The organism is Pedobacter puniceum, from assembly GCF_009674685.1.
GTDB lineage: Bacteria > Bacteroidota > Bacteroidia > Sphingobacteriales > Sphingobacteriaceae > Pseudopedobacter > Pseudopedobacter puniceum.
Map to the genome: position 1 here is coordinate 642217 of NZ_WKJI01000001.1, position 16980 is coordinate 659196.

Sequence of the window (16980 nt, forward strand, 5' to 3'; positions counted from 1 at the left end):
TTTTTAGCTATTATACTGATTCTTATCTGGTTAATTTTTAGAAAAAGAATTAATACATGTATGGCTTGATTTTTAGCTAAATAATTTAGTATTTTTGAATAAAAAAACTAATTATATTAGTTTTAAAATAAAAGAATTTGGAGAAGATGGAAAGGCAAATCATACATATAGATTTAGATTCTTTTTTTGTTTCGGTAGAATGTCGTAGTAATCCACGTTTGTTAAACAGGCCAGTGGCTATAGGCGGTTCTGGAGACCGTGGTGTAGTGGCTTCTTGTAGTTATGAAGCCAGAAAGTACGGTGTACACTCGGCTATGCCAGGTAAATTGGCCAAACAGCTTTGTCCTGATTTAATTTTTATCCGTGGTGACTATGAAAGTTATAGCAAAGCATCTTTAGAGGTTACTCAGATTATAGATGAGCAAGTTCCGGTTTTTGAGAAAACTTCTATAGACGAGTTTTATATAGATATGACAGGTATGGATAAGTTTTTTGGTACTTTAAAACATGCCCGAGAGTTGAGGGAAAAAGTGATACAGGAAACCGGTTTGCCTATATCTTTTGGTTTATCAAAAAATAAAACGGTTTCAAAAGTAGCTACTGGTTTAGCTAAACCCAACGGTTATAAGCATGTGGATTATGGTACAGAACGACCTTTTTTAGCACCTTTGCCCGTTCAAAAAATACCCATGATTGGCGATAAGACAGCAGAAAGTTTACGAAGAATGGGCATACAAAAAGTACAAACTTTACAAGAAATGCCTTGTAAGTTATTAGAATCTGCCTTTGGGAAATCGGGTATTACGATATGGGAGAAAGCAAATGGTATAGATTTGAGTCCGGTAGTGCCTTACACAGAACGTAAATCTCTATCCAGCGAGAATACCTTTGAGCAAGATACCATGGATACAGAAATGCTAGAAGCTTTACTGGTAGCCATGACAGAAGATTTATGTTCTAAAATGCGAAAAGAGCATTTTTTGTGTGGATGTGTAGCTGTTAAAATACGATATTCTGATTTTAATACCCATACACAACAAATTAAGGTTCCTTATACCTCGGCAGATCACCTGCTTATCCCACAAGTAAAAGAGCTTTTTAAGAAATTGTATAACCGCCGCATGCTCATCAGGCTCATAGGCGTACGTTTTAGTAATTTGGTTCATGGGCATCATCAAATTAATCTTTTTCAAGATAGCGAAGAGCAAATTCACCTTTACCAAGCTATGGATAAACTTAATAAAAGATTTGGAAGCAAAACCGTATTCAGGGCAATAGGTATGGGTATAGAAAATAGAAGTTTTAATCCGTTTAATGGAATTATGTGAGGCGAGAAGTATGGAGTCCGTAGACCGCCGTCCGAAGTCCGATGTCTGAAGACCGCCGTCTGAAGTTTTCCTTATCGCAATAAACTAATCACCTAATGAACTAATGACCAATGAACCAATTCCTAGCCACCTAACAAACTAACCACCTAAATGTACCTCCACTGTCAAACCTACTTCAGTTTTTTGTACGGCACTATTAAACCTCAGGATTTGGTGCAACAGGCTAAGAGTATAGGTTTAGAGCGTTTGGTTGTGGCAGATATCAATAATACATCGGCAGTAATAGAGAGTGTAAGAGTAGCCGGTAGTTTAGATATCATCCCCGGTATAGATTTTAGGAACGGTGTGAAGCAGCAATTCATCGGTATAGCCAAAAATGAAAAGGGTTTTGAAGAACTTAATCGTTTACTATCATCCTATCTAAAAGAAAAAAGTGCCATTCCTGAGAGATGTCCTTACTTGAAGAATAGCTTTGTAGTTTATCCTTTTCATCCCGATAAGGTATTTACGGTGCTTCAAAATCACGAATTTATAGGCGTAAAGCCTGCTGATTTACGCTACATCCACCTACCACGATACCATAAAATCCGTCATAAAATGGTATTGCTGCATACGGTTTGTTTTAACGGAACTAAAGATTGGCAGCTACATAAATTATTGCGTTGTATAGATGAAAATACCATTTTATCTAAAGCACCAGAGCTAACAACTAACGGAAAAGAAGTTTTTTTAGATGAAATGGCTTTCGCCGATGCTTATCAAGATTACCCACACATTTTGGCTCAAACAGCCCAACTGTTATATGCTTGTAAACCTGTAGATTTTAAGCTGGGCCAACATAAAAATAAAGCCATTTTAAGCTCGCATCTGCAATTTGAAGAGGCGCTAAATCTGGATTTTGAAAAGCTGAAAAAACTTACTTACGAAGGAGCTAAAGAACGTTATAAAGATATTACAGCAACAATAGAAACGCGTATCAAAAAAGAGCTAAACCTCATTAAACAGCAGCGTTATGTTTCTTATTTCTTAATCAACCATGAGATTATTTCTTTTGCTAATAGACGTGGTTTTTACTACATAGGCAGAGGTAGCGGTGTCAATAGTATTGTAGCTTACTGTTTAAAAATTACCGATGTAGACCCTATCAAGCTCGATTTATATTTTGAGCGTTTCATGAATATGTATCGCAAAACGCCACCCGATTTTGATATCGATTTTTCTTGGCAAGATAGGGATGAAATCATCCAGTTTATATTTGATACTTATGGTACAGAGCATACCTGTTTACAAGCAACTTATACCACTTTTCAAGTCAAATCTGCCATTAGAGAATTAGGGAAAGTTTATGGTTTACCCGTTGCAGAAATAGAAGAAATTTTAGCTCGTTTAGAATTGCCAAATTCTTTGGAACCATTACATAAAGAAATTGTGCGTTTTGCTAAAACCTTGCATGATTTTCCGCGTAATTTAAGTATCCACGCCGGTGGAATTTTAATTTCTGAAAAGCCTATTTATTGTTATACAGCTACTTCGCATCCGCCTAAAGGCTTTCCTATCAGTCAGTTTGATATGTACAATGCAGAAGATTTAGGGCTATATAAGTTTGATATTTTAAGTCAGCGTGGTTTAGGACATATTAAAGATACCATCGCCATAGTTCAAGAAAATAGGGGTGTAACTATTGATATTCATAATATCCCTCGTTTCATGGAAGATGAAAAGATTATAGCACACTTAGAACGTGGTAATCTGATGGGCTGTTTTTATGTAGAATCTCCAGCCATGCGGATGTTGCTAGCAAAATTGGCTTGTAACGACTATATCACTTTAGTTGCGGCAAGCTCCATCATTAGACCAGGTGTGGCACAATCTGGTATGATGCGAGAGTATGTATTAAGGCATCAAATGCCTGATAAGGGAAAATCTATCGCCCACCCAATCATGTGGGATTTGATGGAAGAAACTTATGGGATTATGGTTTATCAAGAAGATGTTATTAAAGTAGCGCATGAATTTGCCAAACTAGATTTAGCTGAAGCTGATGTTTTACGTAGAGGGATGTCTGGTAAATATCGTTCTAGAAACGAATTTCAGATGGTAAGAGAAAAATATTTTAACAATTGCCAGCAGTTAGGTTATGAGCCAGGTTTAGCAGCAGAAATATGGCGACAGATAGAGTCTTTTGCAGGATATTCTTTTGCCAAAGGGCACTCGGCTTCTTTTGCGGTAGAAAGCTACCAAAGTATGTTTTTAAAAGCACACTTTCCTCTAGAATTTATGGTTGGTGTTATCAATAACTCGGGTGGTTTTTACCAAACCGAGTTTTATGTACACGAAGCCCGCAAGGCTGGCGCAACTGTAGAACTGCCGTGTGTAAACCAAAGCCATTACCTTACTCGTATAACGCAAACTACTATTTATTTAGGTTTAAGACATATTGGTAATTTAGAACAGCGTAGCATAGCAATACTTTTACAAGAAAGGCGAAAGGGTAATTATTTAAACCTAGCAGATTTTGTAGAACGTACAGCCATGAGTTTAGAGCAAATCATTATTTTGATCAGAATTGGCGCTTTTAGGTTTACCAAAAAATCAAAACAAGCATTGTTGTGGGAGGCACATTTTTTATTGAATAAACCTCTACAAACCCCTGTACAAGATACGTTGTTTAGGCAACCTATAAACAGCGATTTTAAAATGCCAGCCTTGCATTATGATGAGCGTAATGATATGATAGATGAACTAGAAATTTTAGGTTTTACCATTAGCCCACCTTTTAAATTGATTGATGAACCCAATATGCAAGGAATAAAAGCTAAAGATATTCCTCAATATATGAACCAAGAAATACAAATCATAGGGCATTTAGTGACTACCAAATACGCCCGTACCAAACATGGTGAAGTGATGTATTTTGGTACTTTTTTAGATGAAGAGGGGGATTGGGTAGATACTGTTTTGTTTCCTGATGTTGCTGCTAAATATACTTTTAAAGGGAAGGGCTGTTACCTTTTGAAAGGAAAAGTAACTTGTGAGTTTAATTTTTATACGTTAGAGGTGAGCTATATGCGTAAGCTAAGGTGGTGGAATGCCAGAGATTAATAACAACTCATGGATTTTTTGTAAAGCTATTGTACTAAAATTTATGAAACAAAGCGGTAAAATCTATAGGAATTCTCAGTTAAAGTTGATAATTTCGGGTACGTACACAGTAATTCATAAATGAATCGTTAATGGCCAATCAATTAAAAATTATTCATGCAAAAGTTATTTTGCCATCTCAGATTTTAGAAGACGCAACGCTTCTGATATGCGATGGAGTAATAACGGCCATAAGTGATAAAGATTTAGATGCATCTTTAGCAGATGTCTTAGATGCAGAGGGTAACTACTTGTCACCTGGTTTTATAGATTTACATGTACATGGTGGTGGTGGATACGATTTTATGGATAGGAGTGTAGATGCATTCTTAAAAATAGCAGAAACACATCTTAAATATGGAACAACTGCTATGTTCCCTACTACATTAACCAGTACTACAGAAAAACTTGTAGAAACTTTAGCTTGCTATGAGGAAGCTCTTAAACTTAACCATAAAGGTGCACAACTTATGGGGATGCACTTAGAAGGGCCATATTTTGCCATGAGCCAAAGAGGCGCTCAAGACCCAAGATATGTCAGAAATCCAGATCCAAAAGAATATCAAAAAATTTTGAAGACAGCTGGGCATTTGATAAAAAGATGGAGTGCGGCACCAGAACTAGAAGGAGCAATAGCCTTTGCCAAGCAATTAAAGAAATATCATATTTTACCTGCCATTGCACATACAGATGCTATTTATGAAGAAGTTATAGAAGCTTTTCGTCATGGCTACACATTGGCAACCCATTTTTATTCGGCTATGTCTGGTGTAACACGTAGAAATGCTTATCGCTATGCTGGTGTGGTAGAAAGCGGTTATTTGATAGATGATATGGATGTCGAGATAATCGCAGATGGTGCTCATTTGCCTGCTCCATTACTTAAACTGATTTATAAAATTAAAGGTCCCTCCAGAACAGCTTTGATTACAGATGCTATACGAGCTGCTGGTATGCCAGAAGGAGAAACTATTCTTGGAGATATTGAAGATGGAATTAAAGTAATTGTAGAAGATGGCGTTGCAAAGCTTCCGGATAGAAGTGCTTTTGCAGGTAGCGTAGCAACAGCAGATAGACTAGTTAGAACCATGATTGAATTAGCAGAGATACCTTTACTTGATGCTATCACCATGATAACGGCTACACCGGCCAGAATTATGGGAATTCAAGAACAAAAAGGTTCAATTGAAATAGGGAAAGATGCAGATTTAGTGGTTTTTGACGATGGAATTAATATCAAAGCTACAATTGTAAAAGGAACTATTTTATACCAAAAACATCATTAGGTTGCTATCTATCCAAAGTAAAATTTAACATTAGCATTTTGAAAACAGTTATTTTAGAAAACAGAGAGGAACTAGGGAAGACTGCTGCTATAGCTGCGGCGACTTGTATTCAGCAATTATTGCAAACCAAAGATTATATCAATCTTATTTTTGCCGCTGCACCATCGCAAAACGAGTTTCTATCTAATTTATTAAAGCTATCTATTAATTGGGAAAGAATAAATGCTTTCCATATGGATGAATATGTGGGTTTATCAGAAGATGCTCCACAAGGTTTCGGTAACTTTTTAAGAAGAAATATTTTTGATCAAGTTCACTTTAAGAGCGTTCACTTTATCAATGGTCAAGCAGTTTCTGCTCAAGAAGAGTGCGCTAGGTATACAAAACTTCTTCAAAAATTTCCGCCAGATATAGTATTAATGGGAATAGGAGAGAATACACATATTGCTTTTAATGACCCTCATGTTGCTGATTTTCAGGATAAAGAAATTGTTAAAGTTGTTGATTTAGATAGCGCTTGTAGGCAACAACAAGTTAATGATGGGTGTTTTTCTAGTTTAGTTGAAGTACCTCTTTATGCTATCACATTAACAGTTCCAATTTTGGTGTCAGCACCTCATATTTTTTGCATGGTACCGGGTGAAAAAAAATCAGAGGCTGTTTTACATACGCTCAAAAGTGAAATTTCTGAGAAATATCCATCAACAATTTTGAGAACTCATCCCAATGTGAATTTGTTTTTAGATAAAGATAGCGCCAAACTGCTTTAATAGTAATCCGATGAACTTTCTTTTGATAAGAACCAATTAAACTTTAGTTTAGTTTAAAGAAACCGAAAAATTTAAATGGGTAAAGATTCTGAAAAAGAGCTGGTAGGCGTAAAAGAAATAGCAAGAAGAGCAAATGTTTCTATAGCAACGGTTGATAGGGTTTTGCATCATAGATCTGGTGTATCAGAAAAAACAAAAGCAAAAATCCAAGCTATTATAGAAGAGCTTGATTATAAGCCTAACATTCTTGCTCGTAGGTTAGCCTCAAAGAAAGTTCTCCATTTAGCCGTTTTAATTCCTTTAGTATCTCAAGAAACAGATTATTGGAATGCGCCTTTGATGGGCATTACACAAGCCGAAGAAGAAATTGCTTCTTATGGTGTTAAAATTCATAAATACTTTTTCGATTTAAACGACAGAAGTTCTTTTGTAGAGCAAGCTAATTTAATTGCAGATAGCCAATGCGATGGTGTTTTGCTAGCGCCTATGTTTATAGAAGAATCAAAAAGTTTTATTCAAAGCTGTATTTCAAAAGATATGCCTTATGTGCTTATCAATTCTGATATTCCAGAGCAAAATAGCTTGTGTTATATAGGCCCTAATTTATATGCAAGTGGTTATTTGGCGGCTCATCTTTCTGGCTTTTTGTTAACAGAAACAGATCAAATATTGATTGTAAATATCTCTAAAGAAATAGATAATCATCACCACTTATTAAGAAAAGAAGAAGGTTTTAGAGAGTATTTTTCGGTTAATAAAAGAGCTAATGATATTTTTAAAATAGATATTAGACAAACCACTTATGAATATGTAAAATCAAGTATGCAAAATGCGCTAGACAATAAAAACATTAAGCTAATTTTTGTTACCAATTCTAGAGTGTCTTCTGTAGCTAGGTTTCTAGAAGAAACAAACATTCATGGTATAAAGGTTATAGGTTTCGATTTCTTAAAAGACAATATAGAATTTCTAAAAAAAGGCACTATAGACTTTTTGATTTGCCAAAAACCAATCGAACAAGGTTATAAGGGCATCATGACATTGTACAACCACTTGGTTTTTTCTCAAGAGGTAGAAAAAGTATATCATATGCCAATAGATATCATCACTAAAGAGAACTATCTTTATTATAGAAACTAAAATTTTGGTTTTTAGGTATTTATATCAAATCTATTTCATAAAACTTGTATTTCTTAGCCATAAATTATTTGTAAATTTTAAAATATTCGTTAACTTCGGTTACGTACACGAAACTAGTCAGAATTATAAACCATGTCTCATAGAAAGCCAATTACAAGAAGAAAATTTATATCAGGTAGCGCTTTAACCTTGGCAACTTTAAGTACAATGAACTTAACTTCTTTTGCTCAAGAAAAGTCTAAAAAAATAAGATTAGGACTTATTGGTTTTGGACAAAGAGGGGCCGGAATTGTTAGTATTACTAAAGATATTCAAGGAATCCAATTTGTAGCTTTTTGCGATAATGATACACGTAGATTAGCAGAAGCCAAAAAATGGGGCAATGCACAAACACAATACTTTTCTGATTATAAAAAGATGCTTGCCCAAGCACAAATAGATGCAGTTATTATTGCTAGTCCTTTGTTTATGCATTATGAAATGTGTTTAGAAGCTCTTAAAAATAAGAAGCACATTTTTGTAGAAAAAACAATGACTTTTAACATAGACCAAGCATTATCTTTAGTTAAAGAAGTTCAAAAAACAGATTTAGTTTTTCAAGTAGGTCATCAATATCGTTATTACGATTTGTATTATAAGGTAAAAGAAATTATAGATAAAGGTTGGCTAGGTAAAATATCACATATTGAAAGTCAATATAATAGAAACTCTGATTGGCGCAGGCCTGTTTTAAGTGGTCAGGAAGAGCGTGTGATTAATTGGAGATTATATAGAGAGTTTTCTGGAGGTTTAGTTGCCGAACTTTGTGCTCATCAAATTGATGTAGTTAATTGGTTATTAGGTTCAAATCCTAAAAAAGTTATGGGTTTAGGCGGAATAGATTATTGGAAAGATGGTAGGGATATTTATGATAATATTAAAGTGATTTATGAATATGAAAACGGCATAAAATCTTGCGTTACTTCTGTTTCTAATAATCAGCATAATAGTTATGCTATCAAAATATTAGGCTCTAAAGGCACCTTAGATATCAAGCGAAATAACATTTATTTTTATCCTGAGCCTGTAAAAAAAGAACTAGGAGTGGTAGATGGGGTTACTGGCGCAACTTTAGAAGCTATAAAGCCTGGTGAAGCTAAAGAAATTAAGTTTTCATCTCCTGATGGTGAAGATAGAGACCCAACTGTATATGCTTTATTAGATTTTATCAACTGCATACAAAATAATAAAAAACCTTTCTGCGATGTTGTTGCAGGTAAAAATGTAGCTATAGCTGTTCACATGGCAAATGCAGCTATGGATACTGGTAATACACAATACTGGAAAAAGGAATATTCTTAGCAGGATGTTTTATTTTTTACGTTTACTTAAATACATAAACTATCAGTTATCATAAATTTTAGGCATATTAAACTCCATTATCATTAATATTTGAGCGTATAATAAATCATCATGAAACATCCTTACAGCAGAAGAAAATTTATTCAAATGGCAACTATAGCAGGTACAAGTATAGGTTTATCGGGAGCGCTACATCCATTAATGGCAAAAAATATTAACCAAAAAGGGAAAAGAGTAGGTATTATAGGTTTAGATACTTCGCATGTTGTAGCATTTACTAAAACATTAAATACCGAGGATTCAGCTAACACATATCTTGGTTATAAGGTAGTTGCGGCTTATCCTCATGGTAGTTTGGATATTAAGAGTAGTGTAGATAGAATTCCGGGTTATACAGAAGATGTTAAGAAGCTAGGTGTAGAAATTGTATCTTCCATAGATGAGCTGCTAAAAAAAGTTGATGTTGTTTTATTAGAAACTAATGATGGTAGAAGGCATTTAGAACAAGCTTTACCTGTTTTAAAAGCCGGTAAGCGTATGTTTATTGATAAACCTATTGCAGCATCTTTGGCTGATGCTAAAGCCATATTTAAAGCTTCCGAAAAATATAAAACTCCTGTTTTTTCATCTTCATCATTAAGGTATGTAGAAGGGTTAGATGATGTTAGAAATGGTAAATACGGAAAAGTGTTAGGTGCAGAAACCTATAGTCCTGCTCTTCTAGAGCCAACCCATCCAGATTTTTTCTGGTACGGAATACATGGTATAGAAATGCTTTTTACCATTATGGGAACAGGTTGTAAATCAGTTTCAAGAGTACATACTGAAGATACAGACCATGTTGTTGGTATTTGGGAAGGAAATAGGATAGGAACTTTTAGGGGTATAAGAGCCGGTAAAAGAGATTATGGCGCTACAGTTTTTGGCGAGCATAGTATTATAGAATTAAAAAATTACAAGGGTTATAATCCTTTGTTGCAAAAAATAATACAGTTTTTTGATGCAGGAGAAGTACCTGTAAGTATGCAAGAAACCTTAGAAATTTGTGCATTTATAGAAGCTGCTGATGAAAGTAAAAGAAATAATGGTGCTAGCATAAGTATAGAAGCTGTTTTTGATAAGGTAAAGTAAATTTATTTTAGATATGGAAAAAGGCAGCAACAACACCAGAAGAAGTTTTATCAAAACCGCAGTAACAGGTACAGCGGTAGTTACTTTTGGTGGTATTTTACCGGGCTTTAGTGCTAAAAGCTATGCTAGTATTTTAGGAGCTAATGAAAGGGTAAGGGTAGCCATGATGGGGGTAAACGCCAGAGGTTTAGCCTTAGCAACAAATTTTGCCATGCAACCCAATTGTGAAGTTATCTATGTTTGTGATGTTGATGAAAGAGCCGCCCAAAAATGTATTGCCAAAGTAGAAGAAACTCAAAATAAAAAAACTAAGGCACAGCCTGATTTTAGAAAGGCTTTAGAAGATAAAAATTTAGATGCTTTGGTTGTGGCTGCGCCAGACCATTGGCATGCTCCTGCGGCTATCTTAGCATCAAAAGCTGGTAAACATGTTTATTTAGAGAAGCCTTGTAGCCATAACCCTCATGAAGGAGAATTGTTAGTTGCTGCGGTTGATAAGTATAAAAATGTAATCCAAATGGGTAACCAAAGGAGATCATGGCCAAATGTTATTGCAGGAATTAAAGAGCTGCATAATGGCATAATCGGTCGCCCATATTTTGCTAAAACTTGGTATACAAACAATCGTAAACCTATCGGGATTGGAAAAGAAGCAGCTGTGCCATCTTGGTTAAATTATGATTTATGGCAAGGTCCAGCTCCGCATAAAGCTTACAAAGACAATGTTATACACTACAACTGGCATTGGTTTTGGCATTGGGGAACGGGTGAAGCCTTAAACAACGGAACGCATATGGTGGATATTGCCAGATGGGGTTTAAAGGTAGATTATCCTACAAAAGTTAGCTCAAACGGCGGAAGGTATCATTATAAAGATGATTGGGAAACTCCAGATACCCAAATCATCAATATGGAATTTGGTCATGATAAATTCATCAGTTGGGAGGGAAGAAGCTGTAACAGTGTGCCTGTTGAGGGTAGTACAGTTGGCGTGATTTTCTATGGCGAAAACGGTTCTTTACAAATTGACGGCTCTAATGCCTATAAGGTTTTTGATTTAAAAGGTAAACTTTTGAAAGAAGTGAAAGACGATACCAAAGTTGAAGCTACCAGTCTAACCAATCCCTCGCAAGTATTAGACGCTTATCATCTCCAAAATTTCTTTGATGCTATAAAGAAAGGAAGTTTTTTAAATTCTGATATCATCAGTGGTCACCAAAGTACACTGTTGGTTCAGTTAGGTAATATTGCTTTAAGAACTGGTACTAGCCTAAATATTAATCCTAAAAACGGAAGAATTATAGATAATCCAGAAGCCATGAAATATTGGAGCAGAGCTTATGAGCCAGGTTGGGAGCCTACCATTTAATCAAAATCAAGCATGAAGAATCATTTAGCATCAGTTGATGTAAACTCATTAAGTAAGCGTGATACCACAGTTTCTATCATGATTATAGCGGTATTATTCTTCATTTTTGGTTTTGTGAGTTGGATAAATGCTATCCTTATCCCATATTTTAAAATCGCTTGCGAGCTTACAAATTTTCAATCTTATCTGGTAACTTTTGCATTTTATATATCCTATTTTGTGATGTCTGTACCATCGTCTTTTCTTTTAAAAGAGTTTGGATTTAAAAGAGGGATGATGCTAGGTTTCTGGACAATGGCAATAGGTGCTTTTATTTTTGTGCCTGCCGCTTTTACTAGAACCTATGAAATCTTTTTAATCGGATTATTCACCTTAGGTTCTGGTTTAGCCATCTTACAAACAGCAGCAAACCCATATATTACCGTATTAGGCGCAAAAGAAAGAGCTGCACAACGTATCAGTATTATGGGGATATGCAACAAAGGGGCGGGAATATTAGCACCTTTAATTTTTGCAGCTGTAATTCTTAAAGCTACAGATGGAGAACTGTTTAAGCAACTTCCTACGATGGATGATGTCCAGAGGGATGCAGCTTTAGATGAACTTATTAGAAGGGTAATAGTACCTTATTCTTGTGTAGGTGCTGTACTATTTGGATTAGGCTTATTTGTAAGGTATTCACCTCTACCAGAAATAAATACCGAGAAAGAAAGTGAAGAAGTTGCTCTAGCTAATTCTGATAAAACAAGCATTTTTCAGTTTCCACATTTAATATTGGGCGCTATTGCTATATTTTTACATGTAGGTACACAGGTAATTGCTATTGATACCATTATTGGCTATGCTGGCTCTATGAATATTCAACTCCTAGAAGCTAAAGTTTTTCCGTCTTACACTTTGTTTTTAACTATTTGCGGCTATTTATTGGGTATAATTACCATTCCAAGATTTGTTAGTCAGGTTAATGCTTTAAGAATATGTACTTTATTGGGTACTATTTTCACCTTAGCTATTATTTATACCGAAGGAAATATTAATTTTTTAGGTCATGATGCCGATATCTCTATCTGGTTTGTGGTGCTTTTAGGTTTAGCTAATTCTTTAGTATGGGCGGGTATTTGGCCTCTTGCTTTAGATGGTTTAGGTAGGTTTACCAAACTAGGTGCTTCTATCATGATTATGGGTTTATGTGGCAACGCAATAGTTCCTTTATTTTATGGTTATTTTGCTGATGAATTTGGTTTGAAACAAGCTTACTGGGTGTTATTTCCATGTTATTTGTACCTCGTATTTTATGCAGTAAAGGGATTTAAAATAAGGCGATGGAGCATTTAAACCGTCATTTATAATGAAAAACAACTTCATAAAATTATCAGCTATTATTGTTCTTGTTTTAATTTGCTCAGCTTGTAGGGTACAAAAAAACAGCAAATTAGGTATGATTAAACTTTTAACCTTAAATCCGGGACATTTTCATGCAGCCTTAGTTCAAAAAGTAATGTTTGATGAGGTAAGTAAAGAAGTTAATATTTATGCCCCAAACGGCCCCGAACTAGCTGCACATCTTAAGCTGATAAATTCTTATAATACGAGAGAAAATAATCCTACCAACTGGCAATTAAATGTCTATAAAGGCGAAGATTATCTTCAAAAGATGTTGAGTGAAAAGAAGGGCAATGTTTTAATCTTAGCGGGAAACAACCAGAAAAAAACTGCTTATATCAATGAAGCCGTTCAAGCTGGGTTAAATGTCTTAGCAGATAAACCTATGGCTATTGATAAAAGAGGATTTGAAATCCTTGAAAAAGCTTTTCAAAAGGCAGAAGCTCATGATTTACTTCTTTTTGATATCATGACAGAACGTTATGAAATTACTAACTTATTGCAAAGAGAATTAGCCCAAAATCCAGAAGTTTTTGGAGACATACAGAAAGGCAACCTGCAGCAACCTGCTGTGGAAAAATTAAGTGTACACCATTTTTTTAAATATGTTTCTGGTGCACCATTAATAAGACCAGCTTGGTATTTTGATGTTGAACAAGAAGGTGAGGGTTTGGTAGATGTTACTACCCATTTGGTTGATTTAATACAATGGTCTGTTTTTCCTGAGACGGTTTTTGATTATAAAAATGATGTGGTAATACTTTCTGCACAAAAATGGTCTACGCCTTTAAGTTTAGCAGAGTTTACTAAGTCAACCAGATTAGATACTTTTCCTGATTATCTTAAAAAATATCTTAAAAACGATGTTTTACATGTAAATGCCAATGGAGAAATGATATATACTTTAAAAGGTGTATATGTAAAAGTTGGTGTGAAATGGGATTTTGAAGCACCTAAAGGAAGTGGCGATACGCATTACTCTTTGATACGTGGTACAAAAGCAAATTTGTTTATTAAACAAGGTAAAGAGCAGAATTTTAAGCCTATTTTGTATATAAAACCATTAAAGCAAACAGCGGCTTATACAAAGCAATTAAATCAAAACATTAAAAAACTAAGTTTAAAGTATCCCGGTATAGCTTTAAAACCTTCTGATGAAGGCTGGGAAATTGTTATACCAGAAAAGTATCATGTAGGACATGAAGCTCATTTTGCAGAAGTTGCCAAGAAGTATTTTTCTTATTTAAAAAAAGGCCAGCTTCCGGCTTGGGAAAAATCTTATATGCTTACCAAATATTATACAACAACATCCGCTTTAAGTAAAGCATCGTTAAAATAGGTTTATGTTGGATACACACCCTAGCATTTTTGTGCCTCATATTTCTGAAGATATAAGCATTTTAGATTTAAATATTATAGCTAAACAACTAAATACTTTAAAACCTCATAAGCTCATAAACTCCTCTTGGGCTAATTTCAAAACAAATACAGAATCGTCTTTTAATATTGCCCATTTACAGGATACTTTACTATTAAAATTTCAAGTTTCTGAAACCTATTTTAAATCGCATGCTAGAAAAACTAATGATGATGTTCATTTAGATAATTGTGTTGAGTGTTTCATATCTTTTTTGGATGATGAAAATTACTATAACCTAGAATTTAATTGTTTAGGAAGCTTAAAAGTAGGTTATGGTGAAGGTAGGTTTAATAGGAAGCTATTGCCAGAACAAATATTAAAATCGATAAAAACGCTTACTAAGCTTCAAAATGATAAGACATTAAATCAATTTAATTGGGAAATATTGATTTTAGTACCGATAGATGTTTTTGTTTTTTCTAACTTAAAGACTTTCAGGGGTTTATCGGCAAAAGCTAATTTTTATAAATGTGGAGATGATTTACCACAGCCAGATTATCTCTCTTGGACTTTTATTGATACTCTTGAACCAGATTTTCATCAGCCAAAATTTTTTGGTGATATTTTTTTTAGCTGATTAAAAAACAAACAAAGGGAGCCATTATGGCTCCCTTTGTTTGTTTTAATTTCTAAAGGTATTAGCTTAAAAAGCAAATCCTACATAGAAAGATAAAACACGGTTATTTTTCTCTACGTTAGTAGCGCTTGTACTACCGGGACGTAAATTGGTTAAACCTAAACCATAACCTGCGCCAATGTTAAATCCAGATGAAAATTGATATCCTGTTAAGAAATTGAAACCAAAATCTATAGGTTTTATGTCATCCCCAGAGTCATTACCAATATTCATATCTGTTTCTCCTTCGTAATCAATACCAAAGAAAGAACCTTCGCCTTTGTACTGGCCTGCTACGTTAAAACCAGCATAAGGGCCGGCACCTAAAAAGAATTTACCTGGTCCGGCTGGTACATTTAAAACAAAGTTTACAGGTACTTCAACAGCTAAAACATTTTCTGTAAGTTCATTATTTCCGCTAGTATATTTAGCACCTTTACCTTGTAAAGAAATACCAGGTTGTACAGAGAACATCCCTGATAAAGGAACATCGGCATAACCTGTTACATGAAAGTTTACAGCACTCTCGGTATCGTTAGAAGTGTTAGCGTCATCATCAGTAAACTGATACTTTGGTAAGTTAACTCCTGCTTTCAAACCAAATTTGGTTGCTCCGGCAGAAGATGTTGTAGTTGTTTGTGCATATACAGTGCTCCCGAAAATGAAAGCTGCTGCTACTAAAAAAACTTTTTTCATAATTGTGTTATTTAAGATTAAATAAGTTCGATACCCTTTGTTCAATATCAGGTCCAATTGGCATAGTTTATCTTGTTTTTGTATTATCTAGCTGAAAATGAGCTTGATTTTTGCTTTAGATAGGATGTTAGACTTTTTAATTTTTGTAGTCTATAAAATACATTTGTGTCACTTTTACGTTACAAAATGTCGACTAAACTATAATCTATCTTTAATTTTGTTTTTATGCAGGAGCTCAGGAACATCAGCGTAAGCGAAGAAGAAAAAAATAAATGGCTAGGAGGGCAACATAAAGAAGAATTTTTTTTGTTTCTTAAAAACAAAGAGACTTTAATACACGATTTAATTTTTAGCTATCATTACCACAAAAAAGAAAGGGTGTATGATTTGGTACTGCAAGAAAATCAAATATTTTATCAAACTGCTAATAGCGGATATTTTATAGTTCATTATCAGATAGGTTTTTTTAATGCTTGTGCAGATTTAGACCATCATGCGCCAGAAAAAATGAAAATTGATTTTAATTTTACCGATACTACTTTACAACTGAAGGGAGAGTATATCCCTGAAAGAGAACCAGATGAAATTTAATACGAAAAACATGAGAAACTACATTTTTTACACACTATCACTGTTAATAATTATATTATCTTCTTGCGGAGGGTCTGGCTGTATAACCGGCTCCGGAGAGCAAATTGTAGAACAAAGAAGCATTGGCGATTTTTCTAAATTAGAAATATCAGGAGATTTTAAGGTATTGATATCCCAATCAGATTCTTTTACAATGAGCATCATGGCTGATGACAATGTTATTCCTCATGTAAAGCAGAAAATATCTGGCGATGTACTTACTATTACCTTGGATAAAGATATATGCGATGGTGGTCCGGTTGCTATAAGTTTATCTTCTAAAACTTGGAATGCTATTAAAGCATCCGGTGCGGTAGAAGTGATAGGAGAAAGTAAAATTATAGCTCAAGATTTTGAATTAGATTTAAGCGGTGCAACAGATGTAGCTTTGGTGTTAGAAGCTGCAAGATTAACTACTAATACATCTGGATCTGCAGAAATTAGTTTAAAAGGACAAAGCAGACAGCATTTTATAGAAACCAGCGGTTCTAGCACTATTAAAGCCTTTGATTTTGTAGTAAGTGATTACAGGCTGGAAAGCAGTGGTGCAAGTGATGCACAAATAAATGTTTTAAATAGTTTAGAAGTAAAATCATCTGGGCAAAGCAATATCATTTATAAAGGAAATCCAAAAACCATTAAGAGAGATGAAAGTGGTGCTGCAAGCATCACGCAAGCAAATTAAGCTTGGGAAATTGCCGTGTTAGAATTATAAAATATTTCTATAAT

14 protein-coding genes are annotated in these 16980 nt (G+C 34.5%); 13 read left to right on the forward strand and 1 reads right to left on the reverse strand.

Going from position 1 to position 16980, the window contains the following annotated elements; genetic code table 11:
- Positions 1–146 precede the first annotated feature (146 nt).
- The 11 genes from dinB to GJJ64_RS03120 all read left to right on the forward strand — a co-directional run bounded on the left by dinB (position 147) and on the right by GJJ64_RS03120 (position 14886).
- Entirely contained in the window at positions 147–1328 is a 1182-nt protein-coding gene (gene dinB / locus GJJ64_RS03070; RefSeq protein WP_154286284.1) for a DNA polymerase IV, read from the forward strand.
- Positions 1329–1478: 150 nt separating this feature from the next.
- Entirely contained in the window at positions 1479–4430 is a 2952-nt protein-coding gene (locus tag GJJ64_RS03075) for a DNA polymerase III subunit alpha (RefSeq protein ID WP_154286285.1), read from the forward strand.
- Positions 4431–4561: 131 nt separating this feature from the next.
- Positions 4562–5755, forward strand: coding sequence for an N-acetylglucosamine-6-phosphate deacetylase (nagA, locus tag GJJ64_RS03080; RefSeq protein WP_154286286.1), 1194 nt, complete (start codon positions 4562–4564; stop codon positions 5753–5755).
- Positions 5756–5793: 38 nt separating this feature from the next.
- Positions 5794–6525: a glucosamine-6-phosphate deaminase gene (locus GJJ64_RS03085; RefSeq protein ID WP_154286287.1), complete on the forward strand. Its 732-nt coding sequence runs from the start codon at positions 5794–5796 to the stop codon at positions 6523–6525.
- A 75-nt stretch (positions 6526–6600) separates the two neighbouring features.
- Positions 6601–7665, forward strand: coding sequence for a LacI family DNA-binding transcriptional regulator (locus GJJ64_RS03090; protein ID WP_154286288.1), 1065 nt, complete (start codon positions 6601–6603; stop codon positions 7663–7665).
- Positions 7666–7797: 132 nt separating this feature from the next.
- The gene (locus GJJ64_RS03095; RefSeq protein ID WP_154286289.1) at positions 7798–9006 is read left to right on the forward strand and encodes a Gfo/Idh/MocA family protein; all 1209 of its coding nucleotides are present in this window, start codon (positions 7798–7800) and stop codon (positions 9004–9006) included.
- Positions 9007–9117: 111 nt separating this feature from the next.
- On the forward strand, positions 9118–10137 hold the full coding sequence (locus GJJ64_RS03100) for a Gfo/Idh/MocA family protein (protein ID WP_154286290.1): 1020 nt from the start codon (positions 9118–9120) through the stop codon (positions 10135–10137).
- Positions 10138–10150: 13 nt separating this feature from the next.
- Positions 10151–11506, forward strand: a complete 1356-nt coding sequence (locus GJJ64_RS03105) for a Gfo/Idh/MocA family protein (protein ID WP_154286291.1) — start codon at positions 10151–10153, stop codon at positions 11504–11506.
- A 12-nt stretch (positions 11507–11518) separates the two neighbouring features.
- A complete protein-coding gene (locus GJJ64_RS03110) occupies positions 11519–12841 on the forward strand; it encodes a sugar MFS transporter (protein ID WP_154286292.1) in 1323 nt (440 codons plus the stop codon).
- A 13-nt stretch (positions 12842–12854) separates the two neighbouring features.
- Positions 12855–14228: a putative oxidoreductase C-terminal domain-containing protein gene (locus GJJ64_RS03115; protein ID WP_154286293.1), complete on the forward strand. Its 1374-nt coding sequence runs from the start codon at positions 12855–12857 to the stop codon at positions 14226–14228.
- A 4-nt stretch (positions 14229–14232) separates the two neighbouring features.
- Entirely contained in the window at positions 14233–14886 is a 654-nt protein-coding gene (locus tag GJJ64_RS03120; RefSeq protein WP_154286294.1) for a carbohydrate-binding family 9-like protein, read from the forward strand.
- Positions 14887–14952: 66 nt separating this feature from the next.
- Here GJJ64_RS03120 and GJJ64_RS03125 read toward each other — a convergent pair whose 3' ends face one another.
- The gene (locus GJJ64_RS03125) at positions 14953–15621 is read right to left on the reverse strand and encodes a porin family protein (protein WP_154286295.1); all 669 of its coding nucleotides are present in this window, start codon (positions 15619–15621) and stop codon (positions 14953–14955) included.
- Between the two features lie 225 nt (positions 15622–15846).
- On the opposite strand from GJJ64_RS03125, the gene GJJ64_RS03130 reads away from it, so the two are divergent.
- Entirely contained in the window at positions 15847–16212 is a 366-nt protein-coding gene (locus GJJ64_RS03130) for a hypothetical protein (protein WP_154286296.1), read from the forward strand.
- A gap of 10 nt (positions 16213–16222) precedes the next feature.
- Positions 16223–16936, forward strand: a complete 714-nt coding sequence (locus GJJ64_RS03135) for a head GIN domain-containing protein (protein ID WP_195759207.1) — start codon at positions 16223–16225, stop codon at positions 16934–16936.
- Positions 16937–16980: the final 44 nt, after the last annotated feature.